The following is a 20,305-nucleotide window of genomic DNA, read 5'->3' as shown; positions in this document are numbered from 1 at the left end:
TATTTTAAGGTGATTTTATGTTGAGAAAGCGTATCTTAGTAAAAGGATTAGTACAAGGGGTAGGATTTAGACCATTTGTATATAAAATAGCATTAGAAAATAATCTGAAGGGATTTGTGAGAAACGGCAGTATTGGAGTAATTATTGATGTTGAAGGAACTAGTGATTCTATAGAGAGTTTTACGGAAGCTCTAAGATTTAAATGTCCAAAATTATCAAATATTGAGGATATAAGTATAGAAGATAAGGAGATTAAGGAACATAAGGATTTTGAAATAAAGGAGTGTATTAGAGAAAACAATGGGTTTACGTTTATTTCACCTGATTTAGCTATCTGTGAAGATTGTTATGAAGATATCAATGATGAACAAAATGCTAGATATAGATATCCATTTACAAACTGCACCAATTGTGGACCAAGATATTCAATTATAAGCAGCATACCATACTCTAGAGCAGATACTACCATGAATAATTTTAAACCTTGTAAATCTTGTGGACAAGAGTATGTAGATCAGTTAAATAGGAGATTTAATTCAGAGGCAAACTGTTGTTGCAAATGTGGCCCAAAGGTGGACTTGATTGATAGTGAGGGCAATAGAATAAATGTAAATGATCCTATAACAGAGGCTATTAAGTTACTTAAAGCTGGAAGCATATTATCAATAAAAGGCATAGGTGGTTTTAACTTAACATGTGATGCAAGATGCGAAACTGCGATTAAATTACTTAGGGAAAGAAAAGTTAGAAATACTAAGCCCTTTGGCTTAATGATGAAAGATTTAGAAACAGTAAAAAAATATTGTTATATTTCTAATAAGGAAGAAAAGATATTATCAGGAAATAAAAGACCTATTGTAATACTTAAGAAAAGAGGAGATATGCTCCCAGACATTATAGCACCAGGCATTAAAGACTTAGGCATAATGCTTCCCTATACACCTTTACACCATCTGCTATTTCACGATGGTATAGAGGTATTGATAATGACTAGCGCCAATCTTAACGGTAAGCCAATCATATATAAAAATGAAGATGCCATAAGTAAACTACATGATATAGTTGACTATCACCTTATTAATAATAGAGATATTTTTTTATCCGTAGATGATTCTGTAGTTAAGATTATTAATGGCAACGAACAAATTATTAGAAGAGGCCGAGGTTATAGTCCAACATATTTTAAACATAATAGACTTAAAGATAGCATGAGTTTAGGGTCCTATTTAAAAAATACTTTCTGTGTATCTAAGAATGGAAACATAATTTTAAGTCAATATATAGGTGACTTAAAAAATGAGGAAACAATTGAAAGGCAGTATAAAATAATAAGACATCTCGAAGAAATTTATAATATAGATCCTCAAATAATAGCATATGATTTTCATCCTATTACAGCTGAACTACACTCTTTAGAGAGGTTTGAAGGGAAAACTATTGGAACTTATCATCATCATGCTCATATTGCAAGTGTTCTATTTGAAAATGATATAAATGAACCAGTGATAGGAGTGGCCTATGATGGAACTGGCTTCGGAGATGATAATACAATATGGGGGGGAGAATTCTTAATAGCTAGCCAAAAGAACTTCAAAAGAGTGGGGAACCTTAGAACAGAAAAGATGCCTGGGGGCGATAGAGCGGCAGTAGATCCTATGAGAATGGGGATTTCCTATCTTTGTGATGCTTTTAAAAATAATAAGATGGAAGTACTTTCAAAGATAAATGATATTCATAATTTTAATAAAACACCAATATATAACCTTAATGATATAGATATATATTTTGATATGATATCAAAGAATATAAATTCTCCATTGACATCCAGCATGGGGAGGCTTTTTGATGCAGTTGCTTACATGTTAGGCTTTAATAGAAGGGTAACTTTTGAAGGTGAGGCGGCAATTTATTTAGAAAATATGGCACATGGAAACATCAGGGCATATTACGAGTTTGGAATAGAGGAAAAGGAAAATCAATATGTTATAAATACAACTTATATAATATATTCTATTTTAAAAGATCTGAAGAGACAAATAAAAAAAGAAGTAATTGCTATGAAGTTTCACAATACTATAATTAAATTTACCGAAGCCATGTGTATGAAGATTTATAATGACTATGATATAAATAAGGTGGCTCTGAGTGGAGGAGTATTTCAAAATAATATACTTTATGAAAGAATATATAACAATTTAATATCAAAGGGTTTTAGAGTTTATACAAATAATAAAGTACCATGCAATGATGGAGGGATTTCGTTAGGACAAATTGTTATTGCAAATGAAAGAGAGGCTTATTAGAGTATGTGTATTGCATTTCCTTTTGAGGTTATAAAGATAGATAATGATAAAGCGTTGGTTCAGTATAAAGGAGTAGAAATGATAGTAAATATATCTCTTTTAGAGAATATTATTTTAGGAGACTATGTTTTAGTACATGCTGGCTGTGCCATAGAGAAATTAGATAAAGAAGAAGGAAGAAAGACCGAGGAACTATTCAATAGTGTTTTTAAAGATGTATCAGTTCGAAACGAAATATATTTTTAAAACTCTCACGGGCTTTGGTGAGAAAATTTAAAAATAATAAACTTTATTACGAAGTGAAACATCCATATAATCTTAAACTTCAAGATGAGAAGTGAGGTAAGAAAAATGCAAAAAAAGATAAGAATAATGGAGATTTGTGGAACTCATACGGCATCTATACTAAGAAGTGGAATTAAGAATATATTACCTGATAATATTGAACTCGTAAGCGGTCCAGGGTGTCCAGTATGTGTAACACCTCAAGGATATATAGATAGCGTAATTAAATTAAGTGAAAGAGACGAAATAATTATAACTACCTTTGGAGATATGATTAATATTCCTGGTACAAACAGAAGCCTTAAATATCAGAAAGCTCTAGGGTGTGACATAAGGGTTTTATATTCTCCATTTGAGGCGGTAAATATAGCAAAACAAAATCCGTTTAAAGAAGTGGTATTTTTAGGAATAGGGTTTGAGACTACGGTTCCGGTCATTGCCCTTGCTATTCATAAAGCTTATGTGGAGCAGGTAAAGAATTTTAGCGTTTTTACTTCATTAAAAACCATGCCTGAAGTTATAAAAAATCTTTTGAAGGATAAGTGTACAAATATAGATGGAATTATTTATCCTGGACATGTAAGTACTATTGTGGGGGAGAAAGAGTTTGAATATATAAGTGATGAGCTGCGTGTACCAGGAATAATAGCAGGTTTTGAAGATAAGGACATTATGTTAGGGGTTCTATTACTGATTGATATGATTTCAAAAAATGATTGTACATTGAAGAATGTTTATAAAAGTGTTGTAAAATATGAAGGAAATCTTAAAGCTAAGCAATTAATTAATTATATATTTGAGGCTTCTGATGGCATCTGGCGTGGTTTTGGGACAATTAAAAACAGTGGATTAAAAATAAGGAATGACTATAAAGACTTTGATGCAAGTACTAAATTTGGCTTGAAGATAATAGAGCAGAAGTCCTCAAAAGGATGTATATGTGAAGATATTCTACGCGGAGTAAAGGTTCCAAAGGATTGCAAGCTTTTTGGAAAAGAATGTACACCTGATAAGCCTGTAGGGGTTTGTATGGTGTCTAGGGAAGGAAGTTGTGGTGTGTACTTTAAATATATATAATGTAAGAAGGCGATTAAGTGGATATAGTTACTTTAGATTTTGGAAGTGGTGGCAAAAAAACGCACGAGCTTATAAATAATTTATTCTACAAATATTTTGGTAATGATATACTTGATCAGCAAGGAGACTCAAGTATAATTAATAAACTCAATGGGAGGATTGCTATAACAACCGATTCTTATGTAGTAGATCCTATTTTTTTCCCAGGAGGAGATATAGGAAAATTATCTATATGTGGAACAATAAATGATTTAGCAGTTTCAGGTGCAAACCCTTTGTATATTACTGTTGGATTTATAATCGAAGAAGGAATGTCTATAAAGGAATTGGAGAAGATTGTTATTTCAATGGCTGAATATGCAAAAAGATGTGAGGTTAAAATTGTGGCAGGAGACACAAAAGTTGTTGAAAGAGGTAAAGGAGACAAGCTTTATATAAATACTACAGGGATAGGTGTATTAGAAGATTCAATAAATATAACTACAAGTAGAATTCAGGTGGGAGATAAGATTATAGTAAGTGGTACCTTAGGAGAGCATGGATTGGCTATACTTTGCCAGAGACAGGAACTAAATTTTACAACTAAGATAATAAGTGATTGTAATCCTTTAGATAAAATGATACGAGATATCTTAAATTGCAGTAGCAATGTTAAATTCATAAGAGATATAACTAGAGGTGGGTTAGCTACTATATTGAATGAAATAGCATATGAAAGAGGTATTGGGATGGCCGTATATGAAAAATCCTTACCGATAAGAGAAGAGGTTTTATTCATCTGTGAAGTATTGGGACTTGACCCTTTATACATAGCAAATGAAGGAAAGGTTGTAGTTATTGCTTCAAGTGATGACAGTGATAAAGTTCTTCAATGTATGAAAGATAATGAGTTTGGAAAAGATGCGCAGATAATTGGTGAGGTGATAAAAGATGAAAGAGAAAGAGTTACTTTAAAAACAGAACTAGGTGGGACAAGGTTATTAGCAATGACCGAGAATGACCTTATACCGCGAATATGTTAAAAATTTCAGTAGATTTTCTAATAAAATAGGGTTGAGCTTCATTTTTTATAAAAGGGACTGTGAACTAGGTAGCTAGTAACACAGCCCTTTTTTTAATACAAGTCCTATTTGTATTACTTCACAGTATAACTAATCTTTTGATTTCCAAAGTTTTGCGCATTTGGGATAGCATTAGGGTTGTTTTCATAGTCAAAGAATATATCAACCCAGTATTGAGATTTTTGGAAGGCTAAGTCTCCTTTATCTTGTACAACAAAGGAACTTTTATTTCCATAGCCAGGAAGGTTTATTGGACTGTTTGTTGTGATTATTGAACCGAATGGAAATATTGGTGCAGAATAGGCATTTGATCTATCTGATGGATGGACAGCACAGGTAGTATAAGGAGTTGGAGAAACTCCAGATGCTGTAATACCTCCTACTGGAGATGTGTAAGCAGTGAAATCTTGGTTAGTATAGGCTTGTCCGCTTCCAGTGCTACTTCCAACCTCAACTATTTTCCACTTTTGAGCTGCACTTCCGTTATCAGAATAGATATCAACGTTTGTGTAATCAGCAGTTCCAGCAGCATAAACATCAAGAACTTTTTTGCTATTGATATTTATAAGTTTATATGTTCCATCACTATTAGCTACAATGTTCCACTTCTGAGCAGCGGTACCATTATCATCATAGATATCTACGTTAGCATAATCAGCAGTATTTGCAGCATAAACATCAAGAGCTTTATTACTATTTGCATTTAGCAGTTTATATGTGCCATCAGAATTAGAATATATTGTCCACTTTTGTGCAGCAGTTCCGTTATCTGTGAAGATATCAACGTTAGTATAGTTAGCAGTACCAGCAGCATAAACGTCAAGCGCTTTACCGCTGCCAACATTAATTAATTTATAAGTTTTTCCTGAAGTTATAGAAGCTGCATATGCGTTAATTGGTTTTAGAATACCAACTGACAATAATGCTACAGCAGCTAAGGCTAGAAGTTTTTTAGAAAATACATGTTTACTCATTTTTAAAACACATCCTTTTATTTTATTAGATTTGAAAAATAGATATAAAGAAAAGAAGCTAAAGTAGATTGGGGTTAAATTATTTTAATAGTTAAGAAGTTTTTATAATCACCTCTTTCTGAAAAAAGTACGAAACAAGGATAGAAAATAAAGAAAGGTAACTACGATGTAATTATATAGTGTCTTTGGAATGGAATGTATTTACAAATAAAATTATATCAAGTTGCATTTAGTAGGTCAATATAATGTTTGTTAAGTTTTTATTTGTTATTAACTCTATTTAGATGTTTTATAGTAGAATTTTTGATAAGATATTGTTAAGGGTTATTATTCTGACAATTAATTTAAAAATATAATCGAATAAATTGTATCAAGAACAGATTATAAGTAATTTAAAATTATCAAAAGTTTGATTTTTAAAACTTGAAGTTGAAAGTCTATTTGATACTTGATTACTTTTGATAAAGGGAGAAATAATAATGGAAGTATTATTAGAATTATTAATGAAATTTTGGTATTTATGGATTTTAATAATTTTAGCATTGATAATAGATCTTTTTATGCCGAGAATAAAAGAATATCTTGGTGAAAAGTCAGTAGAAGTTTATCTAGCCAGTTTGGACAAGAATAAATATGAAATAATTAACCATATAACAATAAGTTTAGGGGAAGAGATTACACAAGTAGATCATATTGTTGTATCGAATTTTGGGGTTTTTGTAATACAATCCGAAAATTATAAAGGTAAGATTATTGGAGAAGAATTTGATGAAACCTGGCAACAAAGACTACATATAAAGAGAGAACAGCTGCAGAATCCTATATGTGAAAATTACAAACATATTCAAGTGATACAAAAGGTTTTAAAAGAATTCAGTAAATTAAAATACATTCCTATTGTGACTTTTACAACTAATACTGAATTACAAGTTAAATCCAATACAGATGTAGTGTATACAATTAAATTAGTGGAGACAATTAAAAGATATACTGAAGAAGTAATAAGTGATGTTGATAAAAAGAGAATTTATTCTAAACTTATGTCACTAAATATAGATAGTAATGACGATTAAAATTATAAAATAAAACTTAATTGGCTACGGGGGATTTTCTAATGTATATTTAGAAAAGAAAGGTATTCAAAAAATCACTAATAGACGCATTAGTGATTTTTTTATTTTATGAGGAAGTGGGATTGTTTTGTTTGGAATGATCATACTGCAGAATTAATTGGAGAACCTGCAAGCAATTTTGGTTTAGTAAAAGGAAAATCAGTTGAATTTAAATAGGGAGATATAAAATAGTTTATTTTCAATTTAAATATAACATCATTAGATTGAATAGTTCTTGAATAGTCCATTTTACTGTAAGAATATGAAGTTATATCTGGCATATCTCTTAATGCATATTCGATATCAGTCGATAATAAAGAACTATTTAAGTATCTTAGATTTATGCTGTTTTTTCTGCTTTTTACTGCAGCGAGAAGTTTACTTTTTAACTCAATTGAATTATGTACTGTATAGTCATCTGATAAATAAATTAATCCTAGATCAGTAAAAAGTTGAGCATAAAAAGCAGAGTTTTTGTCATTAGCAGTAAGTTTAAGTTTTATTGAATTGGAAAAATCTGTTTTAGAAGGTGGATAGGCTTTTATCCATGAGTGATTAACACTTATTTGTGAATCAGTAAGATTATAATAATCATAGTTGATTGAATTCATTAAATCTGGTACGGGATCATCCAATGTAATATCAAGATGATACCATATTCCGTCAAGATTGACTAAATTCCATGTGTGTGCCTCGCCTCTAGAAACGCCTTCTATTATTTTTGTTGGGATACCAACCTTATTTAACATTTTGTATGCAAGTAAAGAATAACCTTGGCATACAGTTTTGTAAGGATAAATTAGAGCGTCGAAATCGGAATGATTGATTAGTGAAACATCATACTGAACATTTTTTACTATCCAATCATGAATTGCTTTTTCCTTCTCATAACTGTTCATATCTGGTGATATAATCTGTGTGAGTATTTTATTGACTTCATTTTCTACATACATATCTTGAGTTAATGTGTTCCAATAATTAAAAGTGAACTTTATTGCAATAATATTTCCTTTAGCTGAAGCTGTGTATCTATAGCTTTTACAAGAATATTTAAGGTAGTCATCCTTATCATAGATATTATTTATGATGTTTGCAACATCTACTTTTATAGTGGAGGGATCTCCGATATAACTTAAGTTATATGTAGCAAGTCTAGAGTGCATTGCAATATCAAGCTTGGTTTGTAATTCTTGTAGATTAAGTGGCAAGAATGTTTTTGCATTGGCTGTTAAAGTGTGCAAACATAAGTAAAAACAAAAGAACAAAATAAGTTTAATAACATTACCTTCAAAATATTTTCTCAAGAAACCCCCCTCCTTCTTTGGTTAATAAACATTTTTTGTGTATTTTATTTAGGGTATAATTCCTTTATTATAATTTTTTATGAAAATTTTGGAAAAATAGTATCGATATATATTAATCTTCGTATTAATATATATCGTATTCATTTAAGTCTAATTCACTTGTAAATTTTATGCCTTAATGCATAAGTTTTATCAATTGTATTAAATTACGTAGATATAATAAATTAGTGAAAGTTTACAATAATCAGGAAAAAGTATTCGTGAATTGAATTATGTATACAAAAGTGGAAAGTATTATAAGTGGTATATTTATTTCAATAGTAAGAGAATTTTGTAGAAAAAGTTGTATCAATAATTTTACATTTATCATAAACAATATAGTCTTAAAAATTAATCATTGAACATAGAATGAAATATGACTTTAGAGAGGGGGCATGAAATTAAAATTTCATTACTAAAATTTTGCTGCGATTATAAAAGGAGATGGTATTACGGAAAAAGATAATAGTAAACGCAATAAAATTTTGATAGGTAGCATAATTTCTCTTACTGTTCTACTTGTAATATATTTAGGCATGACCATATATTTTAGAAATCATTTCTACTTTGGTTCAGAAATTGATAGTATTAGTGTTTCAGGAAAAACTGTAGAAGAAGTAGAAAAGCAAATGCCATCTGTGGTTAAAGCCTATACGCTACAGTTAGAGTCAGACAATGGCAAAAAAGAACAGATTACTGCGGATGAGATTGGATTGAAGTATGATTCCAATGGACAAGTCAAAGATTTGAAAGATAAAGAAAATCCATTTGGGTGGGTGATAGCAGTTTTTAACTCAAAAGAATATAAAGTTTCAGAAGCAGTTTCTTTTGATAAGGAACTCTTAAAAAAGAAATTAGATAGCTTATCTTTTTTTGATAGTAGCAATATAATTGAACCTAAAAATGCAAGCTTCAAATATGAAAATGGAAGTTATAATATTGTAAATGAGGTTAATGGTAATAAAATTAATAAAGATGCACTATATAATATTGTCTCAAATGCAATTGTTAGTGGAGAAGCGACTATAGATTTAAAGAGTACCGACTGTTATGTTAAACCTCAATATACTGCAAGTTCCCAAAAGGTAATTGATACTAAAAATATTCTTAATAAATATGTAGCATCAAAAATCACTTATACCTTTGGAAAAAGCACAGAAGTTTTAGATGGTTCGACAATTAATAGCTGGATTAAGGTTGATGATAATTTAAATATTTCTTTAGATGAAAGTAAGGTAAAAGAGTTCGTTACGAAGCTTTCTAATACCTATGATACAGTTGGTAAAACAAGAGATTTTGTAACTACACTTGGAAATAAAATAAAAGTTAATGGCGGAGATTATGGTTGGTCCATTAGTAATACAAAAGAAACTCAAGCTATAATTTCGGATATAAAAGAAGGAAAGGCTGAGACTAAAGAGCCTACGTATACTATAAAAGGTGTTTCAAGAGATAATAATGATATAGGTAGTACTTATGTTGAAGTTGATATGTCAAAACAGCACTTATGGTTCTATAAGGACGGTAAATTAGTAGTTGAAGGAGATGTAGTCACAGGTAATATAAGCCAAAACCACTCCACTAGAGTAGGAGTTTACTATATAAAATACAAAGAAAGAAATACTAGTCTAAAAGGACAAGATTACGATGTTCCTGTTAGTTATTGGATGCCTTTTGATCAAGGTATAGGAATACATGATGCAAGTTGGAGAAGTGCATTTGGAGGAAATATATATAGAACAAATGGTTCTCATGGTTGTGTAAACTCACCATTTTATCTTGCTAAAGCCGTATACGAAAATATTCAAGTAGGTACACCTGTTATTTGTTATTATTAATAAGTATTTTAAATAAGATTAATAAATCTTGAGTTGTTCACTCTATATTAAATCATTAATTTATGAATGTTTGAAAATCTTATAATAACAAGATTTTCAAACAAGTATAAATTTATGCTCTTTTGAAAAGTTTATCAGGTGGACAAACTCAATATTCCCTGTAATTTTCACAAGGGTTTTAACAAGCTGTATCAAGCCAATGATACAGCTTATTTAATTTCAACACGGTGTCTAAAGCTTTTAAAATGTTATTACTTACTATTGCGTTGTTAGCTGTTTGAAGTAAGCAGGTTAGTGATTGTCCTATTTATATTAACTTCAAAATCCATAGATAAAGAGTCCATATTTAAAATAGAGTATCTACAGTTATTTGATTTATTTTGTATATAACTGAAAATTATCTGAGCTTCATCTATAGCATCCTTATCAAAATATCTTAAATTATTTAAGCTAACATTGCTGTAGTGCTCCAATGTAATTTTAGTCAGATAATCAACTAGATTATTGTTTGGGAGAAGGCTAAATTTTTCATTAAAAACTATTTTATTATCCTTAATTAGAAAAAATTTTATGTAAGACATGTCTAGATTTTCTATGAGGATCACATTTCTACTTAAGTCCATATAGTTAATCATATTGGTTCTGGCTACAATATAACTTATAGCTTCTATATTATCCCTATATTTTGCAGCGGTTTCAAAATCTAATTTATTAACTGAATCAAGCATTTTATATTCTATTTCTTCAATTACACCTGTATCAGTACCTTTAAGCAAAGATATAATTTTATCTACAACTGATAAGTAGCTGTCTTTAGAGAAGTTTTCCATACAGACCCCCATACATAAGCCTAAAGAATAATTTATACAGGCAGAAGAACTTTTAAATTTATTACTACACAAAATTTTATAATGCTCTTTCAATCCCAGAAGAGCTCTTTCAATTTTATTAGAACTTGTATAGGGACCAAAATACATATTTCCATCATCAATAGAGTAAGTATCAGATATATCTATTTCTGGATACTTACCACTTAAAGTTAATTTTATGTAGCAGTATGATATAGGATTCTTCATTAATTTATTGTAAATTGGTTTAATTTCTTTTATTAGTTTACATTCAAGCATAAATGCTTCAAATTCAGTGTCTGTAATAATATAATCAAAATCCTTTAAGTTTTTCACTAGCTTAACGACTTTGGGTGAATGTGATTTTGAATTTGTAAAATACGATGAAACTCTGCTCTTTAAGTTTTTAGATTTTCCAACATAAATTATTGTATCTAAAGAATCTTTCATCAGATATACACCAGAACAGGAGGGAAGATTTTTGATTTTTTCTTTTAAATCCACTATATCACCTTTCAAAAATAATATTAATTTATGCAAAAATTATTAATAGACATTTGCATAAATCCAAAAATATAACACTCTTTCTAAATAATATGTACCTTAAAATTTAGGTGGTACATGTTAATATTTCAATAGAAGATAAATGTAATATCGTAGGATAGTGTTATAAATTCAGTTTATATATTTAAAGACCAATTAACAATGTTTATTTATGGGAATTAATGAGGAAGATAACATAAAATGTTTTATAGTGAATTGGGACATTTATATATGTAATTAAGCTTGAACTGGATGTAAAACTAGGAAGTCTGGCTATTAAGAGGAGGAGAAGAATGAACAAAGATACTAAGGCTGCTTCAGAAATACTGCAGAATGAAGAGATTGACGCAAATGAATTAAAAGATAAATATAACTTTGGTGAAAATGTTTACATATTTGATGAGTCCATGACAAAAAACTATATACAAGATATATGTGATAAAATATTTAGAACTCAGGAAGCTAACCATTTTGGTGAGGAAAGATATGCTATCTTTTTTAAACCAGGTTCATATGAAGTAAATATGAAGGTTGGATTTTATACACAAGTTTCTGGGCTTGGAGAAAGACCTTATGATGTAAACGTAACAGGTGCAATAGAAGTTGATGCTGCCTGGAGCAATGGTAATGCGCTTTGTAATTTTTGGAGGTCATGTGAAAATATTAGTATAACACCAACCAATGGAGTTGCTAAGTGGGCAGTATCTCAGGCATCACCACTAAGAAGAGTTTATATAAAAGGAGATTTGACTCTATATGATGGAGGTTGGTCAAGTGGAGGCTTTTTAGCTGATTCATTAATAGAGGGAGAGATTATTTCAGGGACACAACAGCAGTGGTTTTCAAGAAATAATGAATTTAAAAGCTGGAATGGAAGCGCGTATAATATGTTTTTTGTAGGGGACACCAATCCTCCTAAAGGACAGTGGCCAGAGCATCCATTTACTAAGATTGAGTCAGCACCAGTAATGAGAGAAAAACCATTTTTGATGATAGATGCTGATGGATATTACAAGGTATTTGTTCCTGAATTCCAAAGGGACACGAAAGGGACTACATGGAAAGAGGGAAAAGCTTTAGGTAAGAAAGTATCTCTTGAGAACTTTTATATTGCTCATTCAAAGAAAACTAGCGCAAGGGATATAAATTATGCCCTTGAGCAAGGTAAAAACATATTATTTACTCCAGGAATATATCATATAGATGAAACTATAACAGTGAAGAATAAAGACACTATAATATTAGGTATTGGAATTGCAACTTTACTTGCTGATAATGGTGTGGTGATAATGTCTATTGATGATGTTGAAGGAGTGAATGTTTCAGGGGTGCTTTTCGATGCTGGTACAGCAGAATCTCCGGTATTGCTTGAGGTTGGAGCAAAAGGTGAGTCTAATAACAATTCATCAAATCCAATTGTTTTAAGTGATTTGTTCTTTAGAGTTGGAGGAGCAGATATAGGTAAGGCTGAGGTATGTTTAAAGATAAATAGTGATTATGTAATTGGTGATCATTTTTGGGTATGGCGTGCAGATCATGGAAAAGGAGTAGGTTGGGATGCCAATATCACTTCAAATGGAGTTATAGTCAATGGTAATGATGTTACCTTATATGCTCTTATGGTTGAACATTTTCATAAATATCAAACCATATGGAATGGTGAGAGAGGAAAAACTTATTTCTACCAAAGTGAAATACCATATGACGCACCAAAGCAATCAAGCTGGGTGAATGGTAAGACTAAAGGCTATGCATCCTATAAGGTTAGTGATAAGGTAAATTCACATGAAGCCTATGGCATAGGTGTGTATAGTTATATAATTAATCGTGGAATTAAAGTTGATAGCGCTATTGAGGTACCAGATAAGAAAGGCATAAATATAAAAAATGCAGTTACAGTTTATCTAAGTGGTCATGGAGGGATTTCTAATATAATTAATCAAGACCATAAAGCTGTGAATTGGTTTAATCGTATGAGTAGAAGTACAGAGTACTTACAAAAATAATATTTTTAGGTAAATGGAAATGTTGTAAAACTATTAGCTTAATAGGTTTACAACATTTTTTACTATGTAGAAAACAGATTGAAGTATTGCATTTTTACAACCATAGCAAAAAATAAAAAAATTATAATTTATATTAAAATATATTGATTTATAGTTATATTTGTTATATATTATATATAACAAATATAACTTGTATAATTAAAGATGAAAGGAAGTGCAGGATGCTGATAAAGATAGATTTTCAAAGCGAAGTACCTATATATCTCCAATTAAAAAATCAAATTGTCCATGGAATAGCAAGTGGAGAACTTCAGCCAGAAGAAAGTTTACCATCTGTTCGTCAAATGGCTGAAGACATCGGTATAAATCTCCACACAGTAAATAAGGGATATAACTTATTAAAAGATGAAGGTTTTGTAACAATAGATAGACGCAAGGGGGCAGTGGTAAATGCAATTCCAATAAAGCAAAATGAAAAAGCTACAAGCTCTCTTAAAGAAGAATTAAGAAACATTATTGCACAAGCTCATTGTTTTGGAGTTTCTAAAGAAGATTTTATTAATGAATGTAAAAAATTATATTATGAGTATGAAAAGTGAACCTTAAGGAGGTTTGTTTATGAATGATTTATTTATTATGAATTTGATGTCTGCTTTAATTGTAGGATTGTTATATATTACATTTTTGCTTACTCCTAAAATGACTAGAAAGGATATAATATTTGGTATTGTAATACCACTAGATAGAACAAAAGATAAGGAGATTGAAGCAGCTACCCAAAGCTATTATGTGAACATCACCATTTTTACAGCAGTTATGGCTGTTCTATATTTTATAGTTCAGAATATTATTTTTACTAATCCAGTAACTTTAATAGCAGTAATTTTTATTGTAATTTTTGGCTATTTTTTGATATTTTTAAAAGCTAATAATAGAGTTAAAGTGTATAAAGCTCAAAACAACTTGCTAGCAAATAAAAAGCAGGTGGTTTATGTAAATACAGAAATGTCACGAAAGTTGAGAAATACTGCAGTGCTATCATCATATTGGTTTATTATACCTGCAATAATAGCTATTTCTAATCTTATATTACCATTGATGAAATATGATGAGCTTCCTTCTAAAATAGGAATCCACTGGAATATATATGGAGTAGCAGATAACTTCATCGAGAAATCTGTAGGGGCAGTAATAACAAATGGGATGATGACAGTAATATTAGTAGGCATATTAGCCTTTGTTAACTACTCTATTGCAATTAGTAAAAACAAAATTGATGCAGCTCAGCCTATGTCTTCATCACAAAAATTATATAAATTTAAGAGATTTAATTCAATCATGATATTTTCATTAACTGTATTGCTTTCTAGTTTAATAACATTATTTAATTTAAATTCATTAAATATAATTTCAGTTAATTTAGGAAAGATAACTCCAGTGCTGATAGCTGTCTTTGTATTGATAATTTTTGTACCTACATTTTTAACCTTTAAACTTGGCCAAGGAGGAAGTAATTTAAAAACTTCAACTAATGAAGAGGTAGATAATACGGTTAGTAATATAGATGATGATATATTTTGGAAGCTTGGATCAATATACTATAACCCAAATGATCCTTCACTTTTCGTAGAAAAACGCTTTGGAGTTGGCTGGACCTTAAATTTTGGTAATAAAATTGCTATTGTAATCTCAGTGGGATTGTTGATTTTGATACTAGCAATGTCTATATTTCCTTTAATATTTTCTTAATCAATTTTAAAGTAAGGGGTAAATAGAATGGTAAGTAATAGTGTGATTATATGTTTAGTTGTTGTTATGGTTTTATGTTTCGTAGTTCCAATAGGAACATTGATTTTCTTTAAGGTAAAAGAACATTTTTCTATAAAAACCACTTTCACAGGAATATTAGGTTTTGTGTTATTTAGCCTAGTACTAGAACAGTTAATGCATAAGGCAGTGATATCTTCAAAAATATTAACAGTTGGGACATTAGGCTTTGGTCTCTATGGAGCGCTTGCTGCTGGAGTTTTTGAAGAAGTTGGAAGATTCGTAATGTTTAAGACTTTGCTTAAAAGAAATAGAAAGTGGAAAGATGGTATAGGCTATGCAATAGGCCATGGAGGAATAGAGGCAATATTGATAGGCGGATTGAGCATGGTAAATTCATTAGTGATAGCACTTGCTGTAAATTCAGGTACCCTAGGGGTATTACTAAAAGGTCAGAGTTCATCGATTGTAGATACAGTAAAGAACTCTGTAGTAAATGCAACTGTTTCAGGGGTAGCACTTGGTGGTGCTGAGAGAGTATTTGCATTTATAATTCAAATAGCGCTTACTTTCGTAGTTTTATATGGAATAAGACAAAGAAAGAATATATACCTTCTAATAGCTATTTTATTACATGCTTTAGTTGATCTTGCACCAGCTTTATATCAATCGAAGATTATAACTAGTGTTGCTGCTATAGAAGTATTGCTAGGGATATTTGCGATAATTGGATTAGTATTTATAGTTAGAAGTAAGAAAATGTTTGAAAGTGCGGAACTCAATGATTAATATATTATGGACGAGTTCCTAGCTGTAATTAAAGCTATATATATTTAAAAGGATTAAAGTAAATTAAATATAATACTAATATAAAATTATAGACCATGCAAACAAAGGTGAAAGCTCCTTTATGTGCATGGTCCTTTTTTGTTATATCTAGCAAACTTTATTTCTACCTGTACGTTTTGCAAGATATAAAGCATCATCAGCTGAATGCAAAATATTATTAATATTAAGTACTGAATCAGGATAAGAAGCTACTCCTATAGAAACTGTTACATGAATTTGTTTATTGCCTTCAATTGTAAATAGAGCTTCTTCTACATTCTTTCTGATACGTTCTGCAATTTCTGTTGCATGTTTACAATTACAATCTAATAAGATTGCGGTGAACTCTTCGCCACCATTTCTAGAAACTATATCGAAACTTCTGCATGAATTGGTTAGGATATCACTAAACTGTTTCAAAACCAAATCACCAGATGAATGGCCATAGGTATCATTTACTTTTTTAAAAAAATCTATATCTAGCATAAGTATTGATAAATGTTCATTCTTTTCGACAGTGTTATGCAATAGAATATTTAACATATTGTCAAAGGATCTTACATTATTAAGACCAGTAAGAAAATCCTTAGTAGATTCATATTTTAGTTTTCGATTAAGATCATTAAGCCTTCTTATATAGTTTAAAATGTAATATACCAAAGCACAAACAATTGTGTTACCAAATATATAGTTCTTCAATACCTCTATAAGGAGCGTGTGTTTTGAGATAAGTATTGAAAAAACTATGATACCATATAGTAAATTAAACAAAAACATTTGAATAAATTTCATTTTGAATTTTGTCTTAAAGCTACATATAATGCTATACGCTAATAACAAAACAATTAAGCCTAAGGAGCCTATAATAGAAGCTTCATTTACTCCATAATAACCAATTCTAAATATAACAATCAAGGTTGTAGTTACAAGGTTAGATAAAAAACCTCCATAAATTGAAGCGATGATCATAGCGATTATTCTAAAATCTAGGTGTATGCTATCTGATATAGTAATGCTATAAAAGATTAATACACATCCTGCTAAACCTGTTATGAAGCCTAACAACAGCTTGTCTTTTATGGACACATGAGTTGTTAAGTTTATATTTTTATTTTGAAATAACTGATTTCCTAGAAAAATAAAGCTAATAAGAATGGTAGCATTTACAAACAGTAAACTAATCATATAGCTCACCCCCTATATAGTTGTTATATGACATATTATAACATATTTATATTACCTAATATATATGTGCGAATAAAAATAAATGTCAAATAATAAAAATTATTGAAATTGAAGTGCGATATTTAGAAGGTGATTCTGAGCTTGAAAAACAGATAAAGTATATTGTCTTTTATAAATTAGCATTTTTTTAAACCTTTTAGCATTGTTATACACTTTTGATATATTGCAAAGTATACTAGAATGAAATATGTGTGGAAATATAAACATAAAATTACAACTAAAGTTAATTGAAATGTAAGTATTGAAGCATATTTTATGGCGGAAAATCCTTAACAAAAGTGAAATCCTTTTTTTATTCTTTATAGTTATAACAAAAGAAAATCTGTAGATAACTAAATTTTAGAGTAAGAAAAAAATAATCTTTGGAAAACCAAAGAATAAATAAGATACGAAAGAAAGAGCTATTAAATGTTTGTGGATGTGAGGAAATATAAAATAGTTCTTACAAGTATGAGTCATTATTGTGAAAATTTAAGAATGGGGGGAAGTAAATGAGAAAAGATTTAAAAAGGGTTAGCTGCTGCTTTATAGCGCTAGTGATGTTGCTAACTCAAATAGTACTACATTCAGTGGAGGTTCACGCTGATACTGGAAATTTAGCGCTTGGAAAAACAATAGTAGCAAATAATTACACACAAAATTATATTGCTTCTAATGCGAATGATGGTAATACGGGAACTTATTGGGAGGGGGCCTCTGGTTCGTATCCAAACGCACTTACAGTAGATCTTGGAAGTGCACAAAGTGTCAATAAAATAGTGCTTAAGCTTAATCCATCAACAGATTGGGGGAAAAGAACTCAAACCTTATCAGTTCTTACTAGTACTGATAATAGTAGTTATTCTACTGCAGTTGCATCAGTTGTATATACATTTGATCCTGCATCTGGCAATACTGCTACAATCACCTTTTCTAGTACAACAGCAAGATATGTAAGAGTTAGTATTACAGTTAATTCTGGAGCAACAGGAGGACAAGTAGCTGAATTTGAAGTATATGGTGCAGGCGCTACAACAGGAACTCCTGATTTAGTTGTAACTAATATAACCTGGAATCCAGCAAATCCTTCTACTGGAAATGAAGTTACCTTTAGTGCAGTAATTAAGAACCAAGGGACAGCAGCAACTCCAGCAGGTGTTAAGCATGGGCTTAGCATACTTGTAGATGGGGTTCAAGTTAATTGGTGTGATAATTATACGGCATCAATACCGGCAGGAGGAACTGCTACTTTAACTTGCAATAATGGTCCTAATGGTGGGAAAATATCTTGGACAGCCACTAATGGAACGCATACAGTACAAGCTTATATAGATGATGTAAATCTTATAGCAGAATCAAATGAAAGTAATAATACCCTAAATAGCAGTTTAACAATTGGTCAAGTTTCAACAGATCGTGGGGCTCAAATTCCTTGGATTGAATACGAAGCTGAAAATGGTGTTACGAACGGAACAGTAGTAGGACCTAATAGAAATGTAGGAGATCTTGCCGGAGAAGCTTCAGGTCGTAAGGCTGTAAAGCTTGTAGGTCAAGGAAAATATGTTGAATGGACTACAACAAAACAAGCTAATTCAATTGTTGTAAGAAATTGTATACCAGACTCAACAACTGGTGGTGGAACAAATGCAACAATAAGTCTTTATGTGAATGGGTCATTCAGACAAAAGATAAATCTAACTTCTAAAAATAGCTGGCTTTATGGAGATGAAGGTCAACCAAACAATAATCCAAGTAGTGGTACACCAAGACGTATATATGATGAAGCTCAAGCTTTAACTGGTGATATACCTCAAGGAGCAAAGGTGAGGCTTCAAGTAGATTCAGGAGATACAGCAGCATACTATGGAATAGATTTTATTGACTTAGAGCAAGTAGCTCCAAAGACAAAGCCTGCTGGATACCTTTCAATAGCAGATTATGGTGCTGTTGCTGGAAGCACCCAAGATTGTTCAAATGCGATAGTACAATGTATGAATGCAGTCGCTCAAGGAAAAGGTACTGGAGTTTGGATTCCAGAAGGTACTTTTTATCAAACAAATAAGATAATTGCTCAATCTAATATCACAATTCAAGGAGCAGGTATGTGGTACTCTAAGCTTTATTGTCCTAGTACAGAACAAACTGATTGGGGCAATTTAGGGTTTAATTTAAATGGCGCTAATAATTTCAAAGTATATGATCTAGCTTTATTTGGAGAAGGTACTATTCGTGATACAGGTGGAAAAGCTTTTTGTAATACTCCTGGAACAGGAGCAGAGTTCGGAAATATATGGATTGAACATGCGAACTGTGGTTTCTGGTGTGGATCACCAAATACAGCAAGTGGAATCCATATTTATGGTTGGAGAATAAGAGATACTTTTGCAGATGGAATTAATTTATGCAATAGCACAAATAATTCTACAGTTGAAAATTGTACTGCTAGAACGACAGGTGATGATTCTTTTGCAATTTGGTCAGCAACTGATATGAGCAGTGCACCATGCCAAAATAATATAATAAAACATTGCTCAGTGCAATTGACTTGGAGAGCAAATGCTTATGCAATTTATGGTGGCGCAAATAACACAATCGAAGACTGTACAGCAGCAGATACTTTAACTTATGCAGGCGTAAATATAAGTTCATGCTTTAAACCAGTACCATTTAGTGGGACTACAACAGTACAAAGAGTTACATTGACTCGCTGTGGCGGAGCTTTCTGGGGGGGAATCCAATTTGGAGCGTTATGGATTTATGCTGTTGATTCACCTTTGAATGGTATAAATATAAATAATATAGATATAAATGATTCAACCTACGCAGGTTTAGTATTCCAAAGTGAAACTTATAACTATCCAAATCCAGCACCAATAAATAATGCAACATTAAGTAATATAAAAATTAATGGTTCTGGTACAGATGGAATATGGGTTAAAGCTGGAACAAAAGGTTCTGCAACTCTTAGTAATGTATCTGTAGCTAGCTCGGCAGGATCTCCGTTGAAGAATGATGCTACAGGAACTTTTACATTGAGTAAAGGAACAGGAAATAGTGGGTGGTAATTGAAAGTTTTAGTGTAAAAAGATAAATATG

Annotated in this window: 15 protein-coding genes; 11 read left to right on the top strand and 4 right to left on the bottom strand. The window is 30.9% G+C overall.

Features of this window, described 5'->3' with window-relative positions; genetic code table 11:
- The first annotated feature begins 17 nt into the window (after positions 1-17).
- From hypF to hypE, 4 genes are all read left to right on the top strand, one after another.
- Positions 18-2,303 (top strand): carbamoyltransferase HypF, encoded by a 2,286-nt coding sequence (gene hypF / locus J3477_RS13775; RefSeq protein ID WP_206870519.1) that lies wholly within the window; start codon positions 18-20, stop codon positions 2,301-2,303.
- A 3-nt stretch (positions 2,304-2,306) separates the two neighbouring features.
- Positions 2,307-2,549, top strand: coding sequence for a HypC/HybG/HupF family hydrogenase formation chaperone (locus J3477_RS13770; RefSeq protein WP_206870518.1), 243 nt, complete (start codon positions 2,307-2,309; stop codon positions 2,547-2,549).
- 84 nt (positions 2,550-2,633) lie between these two features.
- The gene (gene hypD / locus J3477_RS13765) at positions 2,634-3,665 is read left to right on the top strand and encodes a hydrogenase formation protein HypD (protein WP_206870517.1); all 1,032 of its coding nucleotides are present in this window, start codon (positions 2,634-2,636) and stop codon (positions 3,663-3,665) included.
- A gap of 17 nt (positions 3,666-3,682) precedes the next feature.
- Positions 3,683-4,687, top strand: a complete 1,005-nt coding sequence (hypE, locus tag J3477_RS13760; RefSeq protein ID WP_206870516.1) for a hydrogenase expression/formation protein HypE — start codon at positions 3,683-3,685, stop codon at positions 4,685-4,687.
- A 113-nt stretch (positions 4,688-4,800) separates the two neighbouring features.
- On the opposite strand, the gene J3477_RS13755 is transcribed toward hypE, so the two are convergent.
- Positions 4,801-5,700, bottom strand: coding sequence for a DUF8837 domain-containing protein (locus J3477_RS13755; protein WP_206870515.1), 900 nt, complete (start codon positions 5,698-5,700; stop codon positions 4,801-4,803).
- Between the two features lie 479 nt (positions 5,701-6,179).
- Between J3477_RS13755 and J3477_RS13750 the strand changes: the two genes are divergently transcribed.
- Positions 6,180-6,773: a nuclease-related domain-containing protein gene (locus tag J3477_RS13750; protein ID WP_206870514.1), complete on the top strand. Its 594-nt coding sequence runs from the start codon at positions 6,180-6,182 to the stop codon at positions 6,771-6,773.
- A 140-nt stretch (positions 6,774-6,913) separates the two neighbouring features.
- On the opposite strand, the gene J3477_RS13745 is transcribed toward J3477_RS13750, so the two are convergent.
- Positions 6,914-8,116: a transglutaminase domain-containing protein gene (locus J3477_RS13745; protein ID WP_206870513.1), complete on the bottom strand. Its 1,203-nt coding sequence runs from the start codon at positions 8,114-8,116 to the stop codon at positions 6,914-6,916.
- A gap of 524 nt (positions 8,117-8,640) precedes the next feature.
- On the opposite strand from J3477_RS13745, the gene J3477_RS13740 reads away from it, so the two are divergent.
- Positions 8,641-9,993 (top strand): L,D-transpeptidase family protein, encoded by a 1,353-nt coding sequence (locus J3477_RS13740; protein ID WP_228731278.1) that lies wholly within the window; start codon positions 8,641-8,643, stop codon positions 9,991-9,993.
- Between the two features lie 269 nt (positions 9,994-10,262).
- Here J3477_RS13740 and J3477_RS13735 read toward each other — a convergent pair whose 3' ends face one another.
- Positions 10,263-11,345 carry a GIY-YIG nuclease family protein gene (locus J3477_RS13735; RefSeq protein WP_206870512.1) on the bottom strand — a complete coding sequence of 361 codons (1,083 nt, stop codon included), beginning with the start codon at positions 11,343-11,345 and terminating at the stop codon, positions 10,263-10,265.
- 332 nt (positions 11,346-11,677) lie between these two features.
- On the opposite strand from J3477_RS13735, the gene J3477_RS13730 reads away from it, so the two are divergent.
- The 4 genes from J3477_RS13730 (at position 11,678) to J3477_RS13715 (ending at position 15,946) form a co-directional block, all read left to right on the top strand.
- Positions 11,678-13,390 carry a pectate lyase-like domain-containing protein gene (locus tag J3477_RS13730; protein ID WP_206870511.1) on the top strand — a complete coding sequence of 571 codons (1,713 nt, stop codon included), beginning with the start codon at positions 11,678-11,680 and terminating at the stop codon, positions 13,388-13,390.
- A 221-nt stretch (positions 13,391-13,611) separates the two neighbouring features.
- Positions 13,612-13,989: a GntR family transcriptional regulator gene (locus tag J3477_RS13725; RefSeq protein ID WP_206870510.1), complete on the top strand. Its 378-nt coding sequence runs from the start codon at positions 13,612-13,614 to the stop codon at positions 13,987-13,989.
- Between the two features lie 19 nt (positions 13,990-14,008).
- Positions 14,009-15,139: a DUF1648 domain-containing protein gene (locus J3477_RS13720; protein WP_206870509.1), complete on the top strand. Its 1,131-nt coding sequence runs from the start codon at positions 14,009-14,011 to the stop codon at positions 15,137-15,139.
- Positions 15,140-15,166: 27 nt separating this feature from the next.
- A complete protein-coding gene (locus J3477_RS13715) occupies positions 15,167-15,946 on the top strand; it encodes a YhfC family intramembrane metalloprotease (RefSeq protein WP_206870508.1) in 780 nt (259 codons plus the stop codon).
- Positions 15,947-16,093: 147 nt separating this feature from the next.
- Here the strand turns inward: J3477_RS13715 and J3477_RS13710 are convergent, their stop codons facing one another.
- Positions 16,094-17,170: a GGDEF domain-containing protein gene (locus J3477_RS13710; RefSeq protein WP_206870507.1), complete on the bottom strand. Its 1,077-nt coding sequence runs from the start codon at positions 17,168-17,170 to the stop codon at positions 16,094-16,096.
- A 551-nt stretch (positions 17,171-17,721) separates the two neighbouring features.
- Between J3477_RS13710 and J3477_RS13705 the strand changes: the two genes are divergently transcribed.
- Positions 17,722-20,274 carry a galactose-binding domain-containing protein gene (locus tag J3477_RS13705; protein ID WP_206870506.1) on the top strand — a complete coding sequence of 851 codons (2,553 nt, stop codon included), beginning with the start codon at positions 17,722-17,724 and terminating at the stop codon, positions 20,272-20,274.
- Positions 20,275-20,305: the final 31 nt, after the last annotated feature.

Origin of the sequence: Clostridium zeae, from assembly GCF_017312485.1 — a bacterium.
GTDB classification, from domain to species: domain Bacteria; phylum Bacillota; class Clostridia; order Clostridiales; family Clostridiaceae; genus Clostridium_AR; species Clostridium_AR zeae.
The sequence above is the reverse complement of the archived record's forward strand: the minus strand, read 5'-3'. Positions and strand labels throughout refer to the sequence as shown.

Excerpts from the sequence above, each read along its gene's own strand:
- hypF (WP_206870519.1), top strand. The coding sequence starts at position 18 with ATGTTGAGAAAGCGTATCTTAGTAAAAGGATTAGTACAAGGGGTAGGA.
- J3477_RS13770 (WP_206870518.1), top strand. The coding sequence starts at position 2,307 with ATGTGTATTGCATTTCCTTTTGAGGTTATAAAGATAGATAATGATAAA.
- hypD (WP_206870517.1), top strand. The coding sequence starts at position 2,634 with ATGAGAAGTGAGGTAAGAAAAATGCAAAAAAAGATAAGAATAATGGAG.
- J3477_RS13755 (WP_206870515.1), bottom strand. The coding sequence starts at position 5,700 with ATGAGTAAACATGTATTTTCTAAAAAACTTCTAGCCTTAGCTGCTGTA.
- J3477_RS13750 (WP_206870514.1), top strand. The coding sequence starts at position 6,180 with ATGGAAGTATTATTAGAATTATTAATGAAATTTTGGTATTTATGGATT.
- J3477_RS13730 (WP_206870511.1), top strand. The coding sequence starts at position 11,678 with ATGAACAAAGATACTAAGGCTGCTTCAGAAATACTGCAGAATGAAGAG.
- J3477_RS13725 (WP_206870510.1), top strand. The coding sequence starts at position 13,612 with ATGCTGATAAAGATAGATTTTCAAAGCGAAGTACCTATATATCTCCAA.
- J3477_RS13720 (WP_206870509.1), top strand. The coding sequence starts at position 14,009 with ATGAATGATTTATTTATTATGAATTTGATGTCTGCTTTAATTGTAGGA.
- J3477_RS13715 (WP_206870508.1), top strand. The coding sequence starts at position 15,167 with ATGGTAAGTAATAGTGTGATTATATGTTTAGTTGTTGTTATGGTTTTA.
- J3477_RS13710 (WP_206870507.1), bottom strand. The coding sequence starts at position 17,170 with ATGATTAGTTTACTGTTTGTAAATGCTACCATTCTTATTAGCTTTATT.
- J3477_RS13705 (WP_206870506.1), top strand. The coding sequence starts at position 17,722 with ATGAGAAAAGATTTAAAAAGGGTTAGCTGCTGCTTTATAGCGCTAGTG.